Annotated in this window: 16 protein-coding genes and 1 tRNA gene; 1 reads left to right on the plus strand and 16 read right to left on the minus strand. The window is 64.5% G+C overall.

Going from position 1 to position 13,755, the window contains the following annotated elements; genetic code table 11:
- Positions 1 to 27: 27 nt before the first annotated feature.
- The 13 genes from DVH29_RS07365 to arfB all read right to left on the minus strand — a co-directional run bounded on the left by DVH29_RS07365 (position 28) and on the right by arfB (position 11,746).
- Positions 28 to 1,527, minus strand: coding sequence for an ABC transporter substrate-binding protein (locus tag DVH29_RS07365; RefSeq protein ID WP_114645522.1), 1,500 nt, complete (start codon positions 1,525 to 1,527; stop codon positions 28 to 30).
- 30 nt (positions 1,528 to 1,557) lie between these two features.
- On the minus strand, positions 1,558 to 2,466 hold the full coding sequence (locus DVH29_RS07370) for an ABC transporter ATP-binding protein (RefSeq protein ID WP_439331617.1): 909 nt from the start codon (positions 2,464 to 2,466) through the stop codon (positions 1,558 to 1,560).
- Positions 2,463 to 3,470: an ABC transporter ATP-binding protein gene (locus DVH29_RS07375; RefSeq protein ID WP_114645524.1), complete on the minus strand. Its 1,008-nt coding sequence runs from the start codon at positions 3,468 to 3,470 to the stop codon at positions 2,463 to 2,465. Before DVH29_RS07375 ends, DVH29_RS07370 begins: the two co-directional genes overlap by 4 nt.
- A gap of 2 nt (positions 3,471 to 3,472) precedes the next feature.
- Complete coding sequence (locus tag DVH29_RS07380) at positions 3,473 to 4,657, minus strand: M24 family metallopeptidase (RefSeq protein WP_114645525.1); 1,185 nt, start codon at positions 4,655 to 4,657, stop codon at positions 3,473 to 3,475.
- Positions 4,654 to 5,511: an ABC transporter permease gene (locus DVH29_RS07385; protein ID WP_114645526.1), complete on the minus strand. Its 858-nt coding sequence runs from the start codon at positions 5,509 to 5,511 to the stop codon at positions 4,654 to 4,656. The genes DVH29_RS07380 and DVH29_RS07385 overlap by 4 nt, the downstream gene beginning before the upstream one ends.
- 1 nt (position 5,512) lies before the next feature.
- Positions 5,513 to 6,433 carry an ABC transporter permease gene (locus tag DVH29_RS07390; protein ID WP_114645527.1) on the minus strand — a complete coding sequence of 307 codons (921 nt, stop codon included), beginning with the start codon at positions 6,431 to 6,433 and terminating at the stop codon, positions 5,513 to 5,515.
- On the minus strand, positions 6,430 to 7,272 hold the full coding sequence (locus DVH29_RS07395) for an alpha/beta fold hydrolase (RefSeq protein WP_114645528.1): 843 nt from the start codon (positions 7,270 to 7,272) through the stop codon (positions 6,430 to 6,432). Before DVH29_RS07395 ends, DVH29_RS07390 begins: the two co-directional genes overlap by 4 nt.
- Entirely contained in the window at positions 7,269 to 8,732 is a 1,464-nt protein-coding gene (locus DVH29_RS07400; RefSeq protein ID WP_114645529.1) for an NAD(P)-binding domain-containing protein, read from the minus strand. The genes DVH29_RS07395 and DVH29_RS07400 overlap by 4 nt, the downstream gene beginning before the upstream one ends.
- Positions 8,729 to 9,703, minus strand: a complete 975-nt coding sequence (locus DVH29_RS07405) for a LysR family transcriptional regulator (protein ID WP_114645530.1) — start codon at positions 9,701 to 9,703, stop codon at positions 8,729 to 8,731. The genes DVH29_RS07400 and DVH29_RS07405 overlap by 4 nt, the downstream gene beginning before the upstream one ends.
- A 143-nt stretch (positions 9,704 to 9,846) precedes the next feature.
- Entirely contained in the window at positions 9,847 to 10,170 is a 324-nt protein-coding gene (locus DVH29_RS07410; RefSeq protein WP_114645531.1) for a hypothetical protein, read from the minus strand.
- Entirely contained in the window at positions 10,167 to 10,559 is a 393-nt protein-coding gene (locus DVH29_RS07415; RefSeq protein ID WP_114645532.1) for a hypothetical protein, read from the minus strand. Before DVH29_RS07415 ends, DVH29_RS07410 begins: the two co-directional genes overlap by 4 nt.
- Positions 10,560 to 10,668: 109 nt before the next feature.
- Complete coding sequence (locus DVH29_RS07420; RefSeq protein ID WP_114645533.1) at positions 10,669 to 10,977, minus strand: hypothetical protein; 309 nt, start codon at positions 10,975 to 10,977, stop codon at positions 10,669 to 10,671.
- A 337-nt stretch (positions 10,978 to 11,314) separates the two neighbouring features.
- On the minus strand, positions 11,315 to 11,746 hold the full coding sequence (arfB, locus tag DVH29_RS07425; RefSeq protein ID WP_114645534.1) for an alternative ribosome rescue aminoacyl-tRNA hydrolase ArfB: 432 nt from the start codon (positions 11,744 to 11,746) through the stop codon (positions 11,315 to 11,317).
- 282 nt (positions 11,747 to 12,028) lie between these two features.
- On the opposite strand from arfB, the gene DVH29_RS07430 reads away from it, so the two are divergent.
- Positions 12,029 to 12,105: transfer RNA gene (locus DVH29_RS07430), tRNA-Asp, on the plus strand.
- Between the two features lie 135 nt (positions 12,106 to 12,240).
- Here the strand turns inward: DVH29_RS07430 and DVH29_RS07435 are convergent.
- From DVH29_RS07435 to DVH29_RS16370, 3 genes are all read right to left on the minus strand, one after another.
- Positions 12,241 to 12,984 carry a glycosyltransferase family 2 protein gene (locus tag DVH29_RS07435; protein WP_114645535.1) on the minus strand — a complete coding sequence of 248 codons (744 nt, stop codon included), beginning with the start codon at positions 12,982 to 12,984 and terminating at the stop codon, positions 12,241 to 12,243.
- Positions 12,985 to 13,104: 120 nt separating this feature from the next.
- Positions 13,105 to 13,428 carry an I78 family peptidase inhibitor gene (locus tag DVH29_RS07440; protein WP_158541598.1) on the minus strand — a complete coding sequence of 108 codons (324 nt, stop codon included), beginning with the start codon at positions 13,426 to 13,428 and terminating at the stop codon, positions 13,105 to 13,107.
- A 26-nt stretch (positions 13,429 to 13,454) separates the two neighbouring features.
- Positions 13,455 to 13,679 (minus strand): hypothetical protein, encoded by a 225-nt coding sequence (locus tag DVH29_RS16370; protein ID WP_158541599.1) that lies wholly within the window; start codon positions 13,677 to 13,679, stop codon positions 13,455 to 13,457.
- Positions 13,680 to 13,755: the final 76 nt, after the last annotated feature.

Raw genomic sequence — 13,755 nt, forward strand, 5'->3', positions numbered from 1 at the left:
GGGCGGCGAACCGCCCTCCTGAAGTAATCACTCGGCCGGGTGCATATCGAATGCACGCACCCAGTCGTCGCCGCGCGGCGTCCAGGTCACGTCATTGGAATAGGCATAGGTCGCCGGCTGGGTATAGAGGAAGATCGCCGGAGCCTGCTCGCACATGACTTCCGTGGCGGTCTTGTAGGCCGCCTCGCGCACCGCAGGGTCGGTGCTCGACCGCCCTTCGTCGAGCGCCGCGCCGAAATCGGCATCGTCCCAATAGGCGTAGTTGTTGCCGGGGGCGAAGAGCGTCAACAGGCCATCGGCGTCGATGGTTGGCCAGGCCTGGGCCAGCAGCGACAGGGGGGCCAGTTCGCGGGACTGGAGGTATTTGTTCATGTACACCGAGAATTCGAGTTCGGTGATCTGAATGTTGAGTCCGATATCGGTGAGCTGGGACGCGACGACCTGCGCCACTTCCGTGCCCTGCAGATAGACGCCTGCCGGGACGTCGAAGACGATCGGCTGGCTGAGATCGGCGCCCGATTCCGCGAGCAACTGGATGGCCCGTTCCGGATCGTAGGGATAGGGCTCGAGATCGGGATTGAAGCCGAAATAGTTGGACGACAGCACCTGGCACTGGGCCGGCTGGGCGAGGCCGTTGAACAGGGCCTGGGCGATGCCCTCCTTGTCGATGGCATAGTTGAGCGCCTGCCGCACGGTGACGTTATCGAGCGGGGGGACGGTGGTGTTGAACTTGATCATCACGTTGCGGGTCGAATCCACCGCACCGGCCGTGGCATTGCCCGACTGGTTGATGCGGTCGACTTCCGTCACCGGAATGCCGGTCACGAGATCGACGTCGCCGGCCAGAAGCGCGGCGATGCGCCCGCCGGTCTCGGGGATGACCTGGAAGGTCACAGTGTCGAATTCGGCCGGATCGCCGAAATATTCGGGATTGGGCTCGAGGATCACCGATTCACCGGGCACGATGTTGCGCACCTGATAGGGGCCGCCGGCCATGGTGGCGGTCACCGGGTTGTTCTCCTCGGTCCATTGCGGCGGCAGCAGCAGGAACATGGAGAGCTGGTCGGCAAAGGCCGGATAGGGCGAACTGGTCTTGACCTCGAGCTCGGTCGGGGAAATGACGTTCACCTCCGACACCAGCGAGAACCAGCTCGCCACGCGGGCCTGCAATTCGGGATCGCGCACCCGGTCGAGGTTCCACTTCACCGCTTCGGCGTCGAGCGCCTCGCCATTGGCGAAGGTCGCCCCTTCGCGCAGGGTGAAGTGCCAGGTGGTGTCGTCAACGAGGGTCCACTCGGTGGCGAGATTGCCCTGCAGGGCGAGATCGGGCCCGCGCAGGATCAGCGAGGGATAGATATGGCTGAGGACCGAAAGGTCGCTGCCGACCGACGCCGTCATATGCGGGTCGAAGGTATTGACCGGATTGGACAGCGCGATCGTCAGATCGGCCGCACTTGCGGCGAGCGAGAAGGACAATCCTGCAAGGACCGTCGTTCCGGCAAGCGCCGATTTCATGAGCTTCATCATTTTGAGTGTTCCTCCTGTGGATATGGCTGATCAAGCCAGAACGTAGTGATCTGGCCCGACGGGGCGCATTTCGGCCCCATCGGGGGATTTCTGGGTTTCGTAGTCGAAGGCGATGGCGTGCCGCTGGCTCTCGACATCCGGATCGGGAACGGGAATGGCCGACAGCAAGGCCCGCGTATAGGCGTGTTGCGGATTGGCGAAAATCGCCTCGGTCGGGCCGATCTCGACGATCTTGCCCCGCAGCATCACCGCCACGCGGTGGCAGAGATAGCGGATCATCGACAGGTCGTGCGCGATGAACAGATAGGTCAGCCCCAGGCGCTCTTGCAGGTCCTGGAACAGGTTGACGATCTGCGCCTGGATCGAGACGTCGAGCGCGGTGATGGGCTCGTCCGCGACGATGAAGGACGGTTCGAGCGCCAGGGCGCGGGCAATATTGATACGCTGGCGCTGGCCACCGGAGAATTCGTGCGGGTAGCGCCGGGCAAAGCTGGGGTCGAGCCCCACCAGGTCGAACAGTTCGGCGACCCGGGCCCGCCGTTCGGCGCGGCCGCCGACCAGCCGATGAACGATCATCGGCTCCTCGACGAAATCGCCGACCGTCATGCGCGGATTGAGCGAGGCATAGGGGTCCTGGAAGATGATCTGCATCTTGCGGCGGAAGGGCTTCAGGGCCGATTTCGACAATCCGGTCAGCCGGTTGCCCTCAAATTCGATTTCGCCTCCCGTGGGGTGTTCGAGTTGCAGCAATACGCGGCCGGTGGTGCTTTTCCCCGAGCCCGACTCGCCCACAAGGCCCAGCGTCTCGCCTTGCCGGACCTCGAAACTCACATGGTCCACGGCCCGGACCTCCGGGCGGCCCCGGCCCAGCAGTCCGCCCTTGCCGCCGAACGTCTTTTGCAGGTCGCTGACCTTTAGCAGGGTGGTGGCGCTCATCATGCATACCCCTTGTTTTCGAGGGCGGCGGGCAGGTCGTACCAGGCGGCGGCCATGTGGCCGGGCGCGCCGGCTCCCACCTGCAGCAAGGGAGGGACCTCCCGCAGGCAACGTTCGGTGGCGAATTCGTTGCGCGGGGCGAAGGGGTCTCCGGCCGGCGGATGGATCATGTTGGGCGGACTGCCCGGGATCTGGTAAAGTCGCTGGTCCGCCGCGGTGAGCTTGCCGGGGAGGGAGCGCAGCAGGCCCCATGTATAGGCGCTGCGCGGGTCCTTGAAGACCGAGCGCACCGGGCCGCGTTCCATGATCCGCCCGCCATACATGACCTGGATGGTGTCGGCGAGCCCGGCCACCACGCCCATGTCATGGGTGATCCAGATCACCGTGGTGCCGATCTTCTTCTTGAGGTCGCGGACCAGTTCCAGGATCTGGGCCTGCACGGTGACGTCGAGCGCCGTGGTCGCCTCGTCGGCGATGAGCAGTTTCGGGTCGCAGGCGATCCCGATGGCGATCATCACCCGCTGGCGCATGCCGCCCGAGAATTCGAAGGGGAACTGGTCGATCCGGCGGGCCGGATCGACGATGCCGACCAGATCGAGCAGTTCGATCGCCCGCGCCCGTGCCTTGGCCGCCGACAGCCCCAGATGCCGCCGCAGCGGCTCCATGATCTGCCGCCCGACCGTAAGGACGGGATTGAGGCTGGTCATCGGGTCCTGGAACACAAAGCCGATCTTGCGGCCGCGGATGTCGCGCAGCTCGCGTTCGGGGAGCTTGAGCAGGTCGACGCCCTCGAACAGGACCTCGCCCGATACGATCCGCCCCGGTGGGGTGGGGATGAGGCCGACCATGGCCAGGGCATGGACGGATTTGCCCGAGCCGGACTCCCCCACAATGCCGAGGGTTTCCCCGGCCTCGAGCGCATAGGACACGTCATTGACCGCGTGCAGCGTGCCCGCCCGCGTGGAAAATTCCACCGTCAGATTCCTGATCTGCAACAGCGGTGCCATGACTAGACCTCTATATAGCCGCCACGGGATTGCGTGAGATATTCGCAGCCCGTGTCCGTGATCAGGATGGTGTCGGAGATCTGCGTCGCGCAAACCCCCGGCACGCGCAGATTCGGTTCGAGCGTGAACATCATGCCCGGCTCGAGCACCAGTTCGCTTTTCGCATCGAGCGAGGAGTGCTCATGGGCGCCCAGCCCGATGCCGTGGCCGATGCGGCCGGGGATATTGTCGGGATAGCCCGCCTTTTCCAGCCCCGCCTTGGTGGCCAGGAACAGATCGGCATAGCGGGTGCCCGGGCGCAGCATGGGGCGCAGGGTCTCGCGGATGTCGAGAATGGTATCGAGGGCCCGGCGATTGACATCGGGGAGCGGACCGAAGGCCACCGTGCGTTCGTTCTCGGCATGGATGCCATTGGCATTGGCCCAGATGAACACGCTTACGGCTTCTCCCCGTTGCGGTCTGCGCAGGGTGGGGTTGTCGCAGTTGAAGAACATGCGGTCGCCGACCAGCGTCCAGGTCCACAACCCGTTTTGGGCACCGCCTTCCAGCGTGCCGAAATCGGCCACCTCGATATCGGGAAGGTTCTCGGTCCAGTATCGGTTCATCGCATGCATGGACTGGATGGAGATTTCCCGCTCGCTGACCCCCTGGGCGATCTGGCGCACCGCTTCGTCCATGCCCGTATCGGCGAGCTTGGCGGCGAGCCGCGCCATTTCGATCTGGTCGGGGTCCTTGATCAGGCGCACCGTGTCGATGAAATGACTCGCATCGACGAAATCGGCGTCCGAAAGGCGCTCGGTGATCTGGCGATAGCGCTGCAGCGGCACGAATTCCTCTTCGAGCGCCAGCCGCCCGGAGGCGACGCCGAGCTCGCCGAGGATCGAAACCAGTGCGTCGAGCCAGTTGGGGCCCATGGTGACCTTGGTGGACCAGGCACCATAAAGGCGGATATCGCTGACAAAGGCGCTGGCCCGCCCGTGGTCGTCGCGCAGGGCGTGGACCAGCATCATCGGCTCGCCCTCGGCCGGCACGATGGCGATGACCGGGTGCGAATAGATGATGGGGTTGAAGCCCGTCAGCAGGAAGCTGTTCTCGGGCTTGAAGACGATGGTCGCGTCGATGCCGCGTTCGGCCATTTCGGCCTGGATGCGGCGGACACGGTCGGGCAGGGGGCGGGCGGCGTTCATCGTGAAGTCCTCAATTTCGGGTCGAAATAATCCCGCAGCCAGTCGCCCAGAAGGTTTACCGACAGGACGGTGAGCAGGATGGTGAGGCCGGGGAAGGTGACGATCCACCAGGCCGTGGAGATATAGACGCGGCCATCGGCCAGCATGCGGCCCCAGCTCGGGCTGGGCGGCTGAACCCCCAGGCCGAGGAAGGACAGGGCCGCATCCATGATGATGATGCGGGCCAGCTCCAGCGTGGCCACGACCAGCGCGGGCGTGAGCACGTTGGGCAGGATGTGCCGGAGCATGATGCGCACGGTCGACGCGCCGATGGCATGCGCTGATTGCACGAATTCGCGCTCGCGCAGCGACAGCACTTGCCCGCGGATGATGCGCGCATAGCGAATCCAGCTGGTGAGCGCGAGGACGATGATCAGATTGTTGAACGAGGGCCCAAGCGCCGCCACGACCAGCAGCGCCAGCAGCATGAGCGGCAGGGCGAGCTGGATGTCGACCAGGCGCATCAGCACGCGATCGACGATGCCGCCGTAAAAGCCGGCCGCGATGCCCAGGAGCGTGCCTACGACGCCGCCCAGCACCACCGCCGTCGCGGCGATCATCAGCGTCAGGCGGCTGCCATGGACGATGCGGGACAGCACGTCCCGGCCCACTTCGTCGGTCCCCAGCGGGTGCGGGCCCGGGTTGAACGGGCCGGTCCATGTGGGAGGCGACAGGCGGGCCAGCAGGTCGCCGCGAATGGGGCTAGCAAGGCCGAGCAGCGGCGCGAAGATCGCCACGAGCACCAGCAGCGTCAGCAGCACGAAGCCGAACAGGCCCGACCGGCTTTTGACCAGCGACGCGAAGAAGTCTCCCATGTCAGCGCTCCCCCCTGATGCGTGGATCGAGGACGCCGTAGAGCAGGTCGATCGCCAGATTGATGAAGACGAAGATGATGGCCACTACCGCGACGCCGGCCTGGATCACCGGAAAATCCTGGTTCTGGATGGCCTGCACGATGAGTCGGCCCACGCCGGGCCAGCCGAACACGGTTTCGGTGACCACTGAGCCTCCCAGCAGTTCGCCGGCGATGATGCCGATCATGGTGACGACGGGGATGAGCGCGTTGCGCGCCACGTGCCAGGTAAAGATGGTTTGCGGCAGGAGCCCCTTGGCCCGCGCGGTGCGCACATAGTCCTCGCCGAGGATTTCCAGCAGCGACGAGCGCAGCAGCCGCGCGATCGAGGCGGAAACGAAGACGGCGAGGGTGATGGCGGGCAGGATGAGATGCCACCAGGTGCCCGAGCCTGCCGAGGGCAGCCAGCCCAGTTGCACCGAAAAGAACAGGATCAGCATGAGCCCGAGCCAGAAGACTGGCGTGGCCTGGCCGAGCAGGGCGGCGGACATGACGATCAGCTCGGCCAGCTTGCCGCGATTGAGCGCGGCGATGGTTCCGGCGACGGCCCCGATCAGCACCCCCAGCACCAGGGCCGAGAAGGCCAGTATGGCGGTGGCGGGCATGCGTTCGAGCACAACGTCAAGGGCAGGGCGCATGTGCTGGAAGGATATGCCGAAATCGCCGCGCAGCATGGCGCCCAGGCTCGAGAAATACTGGACGAGGATGGGCTGGTCGAGCCCGAGCGAGGCACGCAGCGCCTCGAGCTGGGCATCGGTGGCGCCCAGCGGCAGCAGCAGCACGGCCGGATCGCCAAGGACGCGCGAGACGAAGAACACGATGGTGACCACGCCCCAGATGGCGATTGCCGCCTCCAGCAGCTTTCCGGCCATGAAGCGGATCATGGGGCTCTCCGCGCGATGAAGTCGCGAATGGCCGGCAGCACGATTTCCGGCTTTTCGGCGTGCACCGGATGGTTGGCGCCCTCGACCTCCAGATATTCGGCACCCGGAACGGTCTCGGCGATAATGCGCGACTGGGAGGGTGGGCAGATCCAGTCATTGCCGCCGCACACCACGAAAGTGGGAACCTTTATGGCCTCGAGCTTGTCGAGCAAATCATAGCTCTTGTCCTTGAAGAGGGCATTGTGGGTCTCGGCGTGCAGCTTGAGCGTGCGGGTCTTTTCCAGCGCCGCGTCGGGGTCGAAATCCTCGTAGTAGAGCGGTTGCAGGGCCAGCCAGATGAGGCGCAGCTCGGTATCATCGACCACCTTGTCCGAAAACAGCTTGTCGATCATGCCGATCGAGGCCGACGATGCCTTGTGGATGCGTGCGTTGAAATTGGCGATCGCCTCGGCTTCGTGATGGTGGCTGGCGGCCGTCCCGCGCAGGATCAGGTGGCTGAGCTTGTCGCCATATTTGACCGCATAGGTCAGGGCGATCATGCCGCCGAACGAGCCGCCGATCAGGATCAGCTTGCGATCGCCCAGGAAATGCTGGCGAAACGCCTCCAGATCGTCGGCGAACTGGTCGAAGGTAAAGGGCGGGGTGAGCGAGGACGACCCGCAGCCGCGCTGATCGTAGGCGATCAGCCGATAGCGGTCGGCGAGGGGCCGGAACACCGCGAAATCGCCGCGATGGTCGCCGATGCCGCGTCCACCATGCAGGCAGATGATCGTCTGGTCATGATCCTCGCCGGCGATGTCGTAGACGAACTCGGCGCCGTTCAACTGGATGGATTTCATGCGCTTTGCTCCTCGGCGGCTGATGCATCAAAATCGACCCATTCATCCCCCTGAAGCTCGGGGACGTCATAGGCGACCAGGTTCTGGAAGTGAATTTCCCGATCCTCCACGAACAGGTTCCGCGCGATGGCGCGCGCCAGGCGCTTGCCACCATCGCTGACCGCCGGAATATCGCCCGAGAGCTTGCCATGGCTCAGCGTCGCCGGATAGTTGAAGGAATGGATATGGTTCAGCCCGGGCGTCGCTCCGGGCACCTTTTCCTGGAACTCGAATCCGGGCCCCAGATAGGGCGAGCTGCTCAGTTCGAGATTTTCCGTGCCCGGCTCCGGCGCGTAGCGGTCCGACCAATAGGCGATGTTGTCGGCAAAACTTTCAAGTTCGGCCCGCGCTTCGAGCGAAACGTTAAAACCCGTGGCAAAGATCACGAAATCGAGCGTGTACGTACCCTTGGGGGTGGTGAGCTGGACCTCGTCCCCCGCCGCTTCGAATGCGAGCACCGGGCTGGCCAGGTGGAAGCGCGCATTGGCATGGCTCGACACGCGCAGGGTCGAATCGCGCGGGGGCGGGGTCTGCGCGCCGATCGTATGGTGCAGGAAACGCCACTTCCATTCGTCCGGCAGGCCGGCGAACCCGTTGACCACACCCTGGCTGGAAATGCCGGTGAACTTGTTGATGCGCGGCAGATCGGCCCGTCGGACGAACATGTCGAGCGAGCCGCAGCCCGCTTCCAGCGCCGTCGCGGCATTGTCCATCGCCGATGCGCCGGCCCCGACCACGCCGACGCGCTTGCCCTTGAGGGCTTCGAAGTCGATGTTTTCAGCCGAATGGGCCCAGAACTTCCTGTCGACCGACTGGACGAAGGGCGGCACGAAGGGCGCGCCGAGGCCGTCGCGGCCGGTCGCCAGAACCACGTGGCGAGCATAGACCGTTTCTTCCCCGTCCTGGCCATGGCGGGCAATCCGCAGGGCGAGAATACCCTCGGCGTGATGGGTCACCGACAGCACTTCGGTGCGGTTCTGCACCGGCAGATCGAGCACCTTGCGATACCAGACGAGATAATCCATCCACATGATGCGGGGGATCTTGTTGAGCTTTTCCCACTCCTCCTCGCCGAACTGGGCCTCGAACCAGGCCCGGAAGGTCAGAGCGGGCAGGCCCAGGGCCGGACCGGTGAGCTGCTTGGGAGAGCGCAGGGTGCGCATGCGCGCAAAAGTCACCCAGGGGCCTTCCCGGCCTTCCTCGGCGCGGTCGAAGGCGATGATGTTATCGATTCCCAGCAGTTTGAGGCAGGCGAGCGCGACAAGGCCGCACATGCCGCCCCCGACCACCACCGTGTCATAGACCGGGCGACCGTCCACCATGCGTTGGGGCACCCAGCTCTTGCTCGGCAGTTCAAGCAGGCTGAGGTCGTGGTTGAGCTTGTGTTCGAGCGCAGACAGTCCTGCGGCGGTTGAAGTCATCTTCGGCTCGCGGGTTGGGAAACGCTTTCGCTCGCCTCGGCGAGGCGCTGCGGATCGTTTCCGGGATCAAGGATTTCCGCATCGGGCAGCAGGTCGCGCGTCGCCGCATCGAGACTGGCGAGCAGCGCGAACACGGTTTCCGAGCGCGGTGCGTGAAGGGCGGTGACCGCCCCCCAGAGAAAGGGAATGCCGACATCGAGCGGCCGGATGACGACGCCGTCCAGCGGCAGGCCGAGGGCCGTCACCGGCTCGACGACGGCGACGCCTACCCCGTTCCGGACCAGTTGGAGCGCGGTGACCGTGGCGTTGGTACTGATGACCCGTCCGACGCTGACCGATGCCTCCGCCAGGGCCGCTTCGACCCTATGGCGCAGGCGGAACGGGTTGGCCATGCCGATCAGCGTCAGGCCGCCCAGATCGGAGATGGCGATGACATCGCGCCGGGCCAGCGGATGGGAGGCCGGTATGGCGGCGACGCAATTTGCCTTGTAAAGGCGGATGATCTCGATGCCGGGGTGATCGAGCGGCAGCGAGGCGACCCCAAGGTCGGCATTGCGCGCCAGGACCGATTGCACGACCTGTTCGGCGGGCGCAGAGCGGATATGGGCCGTCTGCGGCATCAGGCTATCATGGACGCAGGAAAAGGCGCGGGGCAGCAGCCCGGTGGCGAGGGCCGGGATGGCGGCGACCTCGATGGCCAGCGGCGCGGAATTGGCAATGGCCGCAGCCCGTTCCGAGAGCTGCTTCATCCCGGTGATCAGCCGCTCGACCTCGGCGTGGAAGCGCAGGCCGCGCTCCGTCGGCGTGATCCGGGGACCGTTGCGGGTGAACAGGTCAAAGCCGATTTCCGCCTCGAGCTCCTGGATATGCCGCGTCACCACGGGCTGGGACCGCCCGATGGCGCGGGCCGCAGCGGTCACGCTGCCGGCCGAAATGACGGCGAGAAAGGATTCGAGAGGCCGCAGTTCCATCGCATCGATCCGATATTAGAATGTTGAGCTAAGCATAATTCTAAATCAGAATAAAGCCCCAAATCAGCGCGCGCCACGCCGGGCGTCCGGGCGCGCGTCAGATTGCTCAGCAATGAGATGGATCGGGGAGTGGTTCCGCGCGGCTACCAGATATCGAAGGCGAGCGGGGAAAAGCGCATGGAATCGCCGGCGCATTCGTGCCAGCTCATATCGGCATTGGCTTCGGTTTCTCGCCCGTAGCACCATCCTCGTTCATTGAGGGCGGCGCCATAGAGGGAGCGGGCATGGCACGCGGCGGCGATCTGCACGTCCCGGTTCATCGAGAGCCTGCACTGGTCGTCCTCTTGTTCATAGAGGTCGATCAGTTCCGGGACGGTTTCGGTGGCGTCGGGAAAAAGCATCGTCTCCTGACCCGGGACGGGCGATGCGGCCAGCCCCAGAAGGGCGGCGAGCAGCAGGTGTCTCACGGGGTTTCTCCTTGGGGCAGATCGGCCGGCGCGCATCGGTGGCCCATGGCGACGTGCCAGCCATTGGCGAGGTAGAGAACCGCTTCCTCGCAGGAGAAATGCGTCCGGCCATCGGAGGCTGCGGCCTTCATGGCATCGAGCTGGAAGGCGCTGATGGGCTCGATCAGCTCCAGCTCGATGAGGATCGGGGCGCCGGAGAGAAATTGCGTCGTGCCCCCGAACACCGAATCGGAAGGATCTTCTGGCCGGAGGAAATCCGCATCGATGAGCTCGACCTCCATATGCGGACGCGCTTCCACGACCTCGACCTCATCCCCCTGTTGCGCACTGGCCGCATGGGGCATGGCGGCGAGGATCAGGGCAATCGGCAGGCTCATGCATTTCATCATGGATTCCCTCCTCCGCGGCCGACCGTGGGCAGCGAATGGGACGAAGACGAGACGATTTGATGACCCTTTTGTGCGGCTCCCGCCACGATGCGGGTCCGCTGGCGATGGATCATTGCTCGTCGGGATAATGGCCCTTGGTCTGGCCTACCATCCTGGCCAGTTCCGAGAACGAACCGGTTTCGGTTTCCGATGCGGTCGTATTGGCCAGGATGAGCAGGCGGGCCGGGAAGGCCACGGCGTCCCGGCTGGCGGGGCTCATGTCCTCGGCCAGCCGATCGTCGCCCAGCGCGATCTGCTCGGCGCGCTGGAGCGCGATGGTGATCTCATCCCGGGTCATCACCCCCTTGGCGACCAGCGCGTTGTTGATCGACGCGATGGCCAGATAGAGGCCTTGGAGCTGCAGATTGGAGACGTTCATGGGGTCCTCCTCGGTTTTCCGCGCGAGTCTATACTGAAATGACCGATATGGCTTGAGGTTGCGGCGGATCGCTATGGACGGCCGAGAAACCCCGAAACGGCCTGCAGCATCTGCGGATCGTTCCAGAGCACCCACGCGCCGATGACCACGGCCAGCACGACGATCAGCCCCAGCACCTTGCGGGCCAGCGAAAAGACCAGCCAGAAGACGAAAAGCGCCGCGAATGCGATCCCGATAAAGGCGTAGGTGTCGGTAGGAATGGCAGCACCGGAAGACGAGGAAAACGAGTATTGCCTATGCCGTCTCCGGGTGGCTTTTTGATGTCGGCGCCGTGTCGTTAGTCCAGTCCGGGCCGCGTCTGGCGCAGCGTCTTGATGGCGCCGCGCCGCGATTTGGCATCGAGGCGCTTGCGCTTGGACGCCAGCGTCGGCTTGGTGGGGCGCCGCTTGCGCTGCACCCGCGTCGCGCTGCGGACCAGTTCGGCAAGCCGGGACAGCGCATCGTCGCGATTGAGGGGCTGCGAGCGGTGCCGGTCGGCAAAGAGCACGATGGCCCCGTCCTTGGTGGCGCGCGAGCCGGCCAGGGCCAGCAGCCGGGCCTTGACCGCCTCGGTGAGCACCGTGGAGTTCTGCACGTCAAAGCGTAGCTGGACGGCCGAGGCCACCTTGTTGACGTTCTGGCCGCCCGGTCCCGATGCCCGCACGAAACTCAGTTCGATCTCCGAGAGGGGGATGGAGAGGCCGGGCTTGATGTCCAGATATTCGACCATTGGCAAACCTCTATCGCCGATCCGATTCCTTCAGGCGGACAGCCGGCCTGTGGATAACCCCGGCCAATCTATCAGGGGCGACGTCAAAGAAACAGCTTGGGGCCGCCATGGGAATTAATACACGTATAATCAAGGATTTAGGCGAATCGCCATCGCCAGGTCGGCTTTAAAAACCGTCCGGGCGAAAAAACTTCGGAAGCGCCGGATGATGTCGCTTGACTTGCTTGGGGGACCCCTATAAACGGAGCCCACCTTGCCGGGGCGGAACGCTTCGGAGCACGAGGGGGTGTAGCTCAGTTGGTTAGAGCGCCGGCCTGTCACGCCGGAGGTCGCGGGTTCGAGTCCCGTCACTCCCGCCATTTTTTCTAAATATTTTCAGTATGTTTGAGCGTTTCCGACTGGAGGCGCTTTTTGGTTGTGGCCGGCCCATGGCGGCCGCGCTCATGCGGCCGGGGCCGCACGAGTCCAATGGCTTTGGGGGAGGGGTTTGGCTCTTAGTCCCGGTAGTCGGTATAGTCCGAAGTGACCGGCTTGCCGCGGAAGGTGACGGCGAAGAAATTCAGCGTATAGGTCAATCCGGTGCGCACGACGCCCTGCTTTTGCAGGCGCCGGCCGGAGGTGAGCATCCGCAGCTTGAAGGTCCATTTGACCCCGCCCACGCGCGAGAGCCGCACGGCGATATCGGTGTCCTCGCCGTAAAAGGTGATCGACTGGTTGTAGCCGCCGGCCTTCAGCCAGGCATCGCGCCTGAACACGAAATTGCCGCCCTGGACCACCGATCCCACTTTCAGGACGTAGCGGTTGATCAGGTAGATGGCCTTGGTCAGCCAGTAGAATCCTTCCGTGATGGCCCGGCTCGTCCAGGGAAGGTCGTGATAGATATAGGGACCGCTGACGCAGACGAGGCCCTCGTCCTTCTTGAATTCGGAGAGGGCGGTGTCGAGCCAGCCGGGGGGCACGATGGTGTCGGCGTCGATATTGGCGACATAGAGCCCGGTGGAATTCTCGAAGCCCGCCGAGCGGGCATAGCCGAGCCCCTTGCGGGTTTCCAGCACCACCTTCACGCGGTCGAAGGCGCCGGCCACGGCGCTCGTGCCGTCCGTGGAGGCATTGTCCACGACGACGACCTCGGCTCGAGAACACAGTGCGCTGCGATCGATCTCTTCGAGGACCGATTTCAGGCAATCGCCCAGCAGGGCTTCTTCATTGTGGGCCGGAATGACAAACGCGACGTCCATGGTCTCCCTCGAGCGTGCTGCTTTGCCCGTTTACGTGCAGACGCGGCAAGAAGCAAACCTATTCAGGCCGGGGAAAGGCGGCATGGGGAAAACGTGGCAGAAACGCCGCGCCTGCCGCGGTCAGCCGCAGGAAGCGCGCACCAGCGTGCGGGCGACGCTCACCTCGAGGTTGAGGCGATTGGGGTTGTAGTCCTGGGTGACCGGCTGCCCCGACTGGTAGATGCGCACCGTTCCGGTGCTCCTGACAGGCTGCCCGTCGATTCGGACGTCCTGCGCCGTGCTGCCCGTAACCACCCCGCCGGCCTTGTTGGCCAGGGCGCTGGCGCCGCAGTCGATCGGCGGCGGCATGGAGGTGTCCGGGGGCGTCGTGGTGCTGGAGCAGGCGCCCACGGCGAGAAGCGCTGCCGAGGCGATGCTAAGAAGGGAAATCTGGCGTATGGGCATGCAACCGGCTCCTTTCGGGGCGGATATTATCCGTTGCGCGGGCCGAACACCCTGCGCACGCCTGCGCGCACGCCGCGGCGGAAGTGATAGAATCCGTCCTGCAGATCGCCGCGCAGATCCTGGTAGATGCCCGAGAGCATCAGCCCGACGTCGCGCATGTTCTCGCGCCATTCGGGTTCGGGGGCGGTCAGGGCCGATTGGGGGCGGCGCAGTTTCAGCCGGGTGAAGATCGAATCGTCTCTGTAGGCCATTCAAACCTCCATCATGGTTACGGAATTCTTGTCGCTATAACTATGGCAATTGCATGAACAATGTAAACGCAAGGCG

It is taken from the genome of Pelagibacterium lacus (assembly GCF_003345525.1).
Lineage (GTDB): Bacteria > Pseudomonadota > Alphaproteobacteria > Rhizobiales > Devosiaceae > Pelagibacterium > Pelagibacterium lacus.

Bases quoted from the DNA above. Each gene is read 5' to 3' on its own strand.
- DVH29_RS07440 (WP_158541598.1), bottom strand. From the start codon at position 13,428: ATGCCCATACGCCAGATTTCCCTTCTTAGCATCGCCTCGGCAGCGCTT.
- DVH29_RS07400 (WP_114645529.1), bottom strand. From the start codon at position 8,732: ATGACTTCAACCGCCGCAGGACTGTCTGCGCTCGAACACAAGCTCAAC.
- DVH29_RS07380 (WP_114645525.1), bottom strand. From the start codon at position 4,657: ATGAACGCCGCCCGCCCCCTGCCCGACCGTGTCCGCCGCATCCAGGCC.
- arfB (WP_114645534.1), bottom strand. From the start codon at position 11,746: ATGGTCGAATATCTGGACATCAAGCCCGGCCTCTCCATCCCCCTCTCG.
- DVH29_RS16370 (WP_158541599.1), bottom strand. From the start codon at position 13,679: ATGGCCTACAGAGACGATTCGATCTTCACCCGGCTGAAACTGCGCCGC.
- DVH29_RS07420 (WP_114645533.1), bottom strand. From the start codon at position 10,977: ATGAACGTCTCCAATCTGCAGCTCCAAGGCCTCTATCTGGCCATCGCG.
- DVH29_RS07365 (WP_114645522.1), bottom strand. From the start codon at position 1,527: ATGATGAAGCTCATGAAATCGGCGCTTGCCGGAACGACGGTCCTTGCA.
- DVH29_RS07370 (WP_439331617.1), bottom strand. From the start codon at position 2,466: ATGATGAGCGCCACCACCCTGCTAAAGGTCAGCGACCTGCAAAAGACG.
- DVH29_RS07375 (WP_114645524.1), bottom strand. From the start codon at position 3,470: ATGGCACCGCTGTTGCAGATCAGGAATCTGACGGTGGAATTTTCCACG.
- DVH29_RS07405 (WP_114645530.1), bottom strand. From the start codon at position 9,703: ATGGAACTGCGGCCTCTCGAATCCTTTCTCGCCGTCATTTCGGCCGGC.
- DVH29_RS07435 (WP_114645535.1), bottom strand. From the start codon at position 12,984: ATGGACGTCGCGTTTGTCATTCCGGCCCACAATGAAGAAGCCCTGCTG.
- DVH29_RS07385 (WP_114645526.1), bottom strand. From the start codon at position 5,511: ATGGGAGACTTCTTCGCGTCGCTGGTCAAAAGCCGGTCGGGCCTGTTC.
- DVH29_RS07395 (WP_114645528.1), bottom strand. From the start codon at position 7,272: ATGAAATCCATCCAGTTGAACGGCGCCGAGTTCGTCTACGACATCGCC.
- DVH29_RS07390 (WP_114645527.1), bottom strand. From the start codon at position 6,433: ATGATCCGCTTCATGGCCGGAAAGCTGCTGGAGGCGGCAATCGCCATC.
- DVH29_RS07415 (WP_114645532.1), bottom strand. From the start codon at position 10,559: ATGATGAAATGCATGAGCCTGCCGATTGCCCTGATCCTCGCCGCCATG.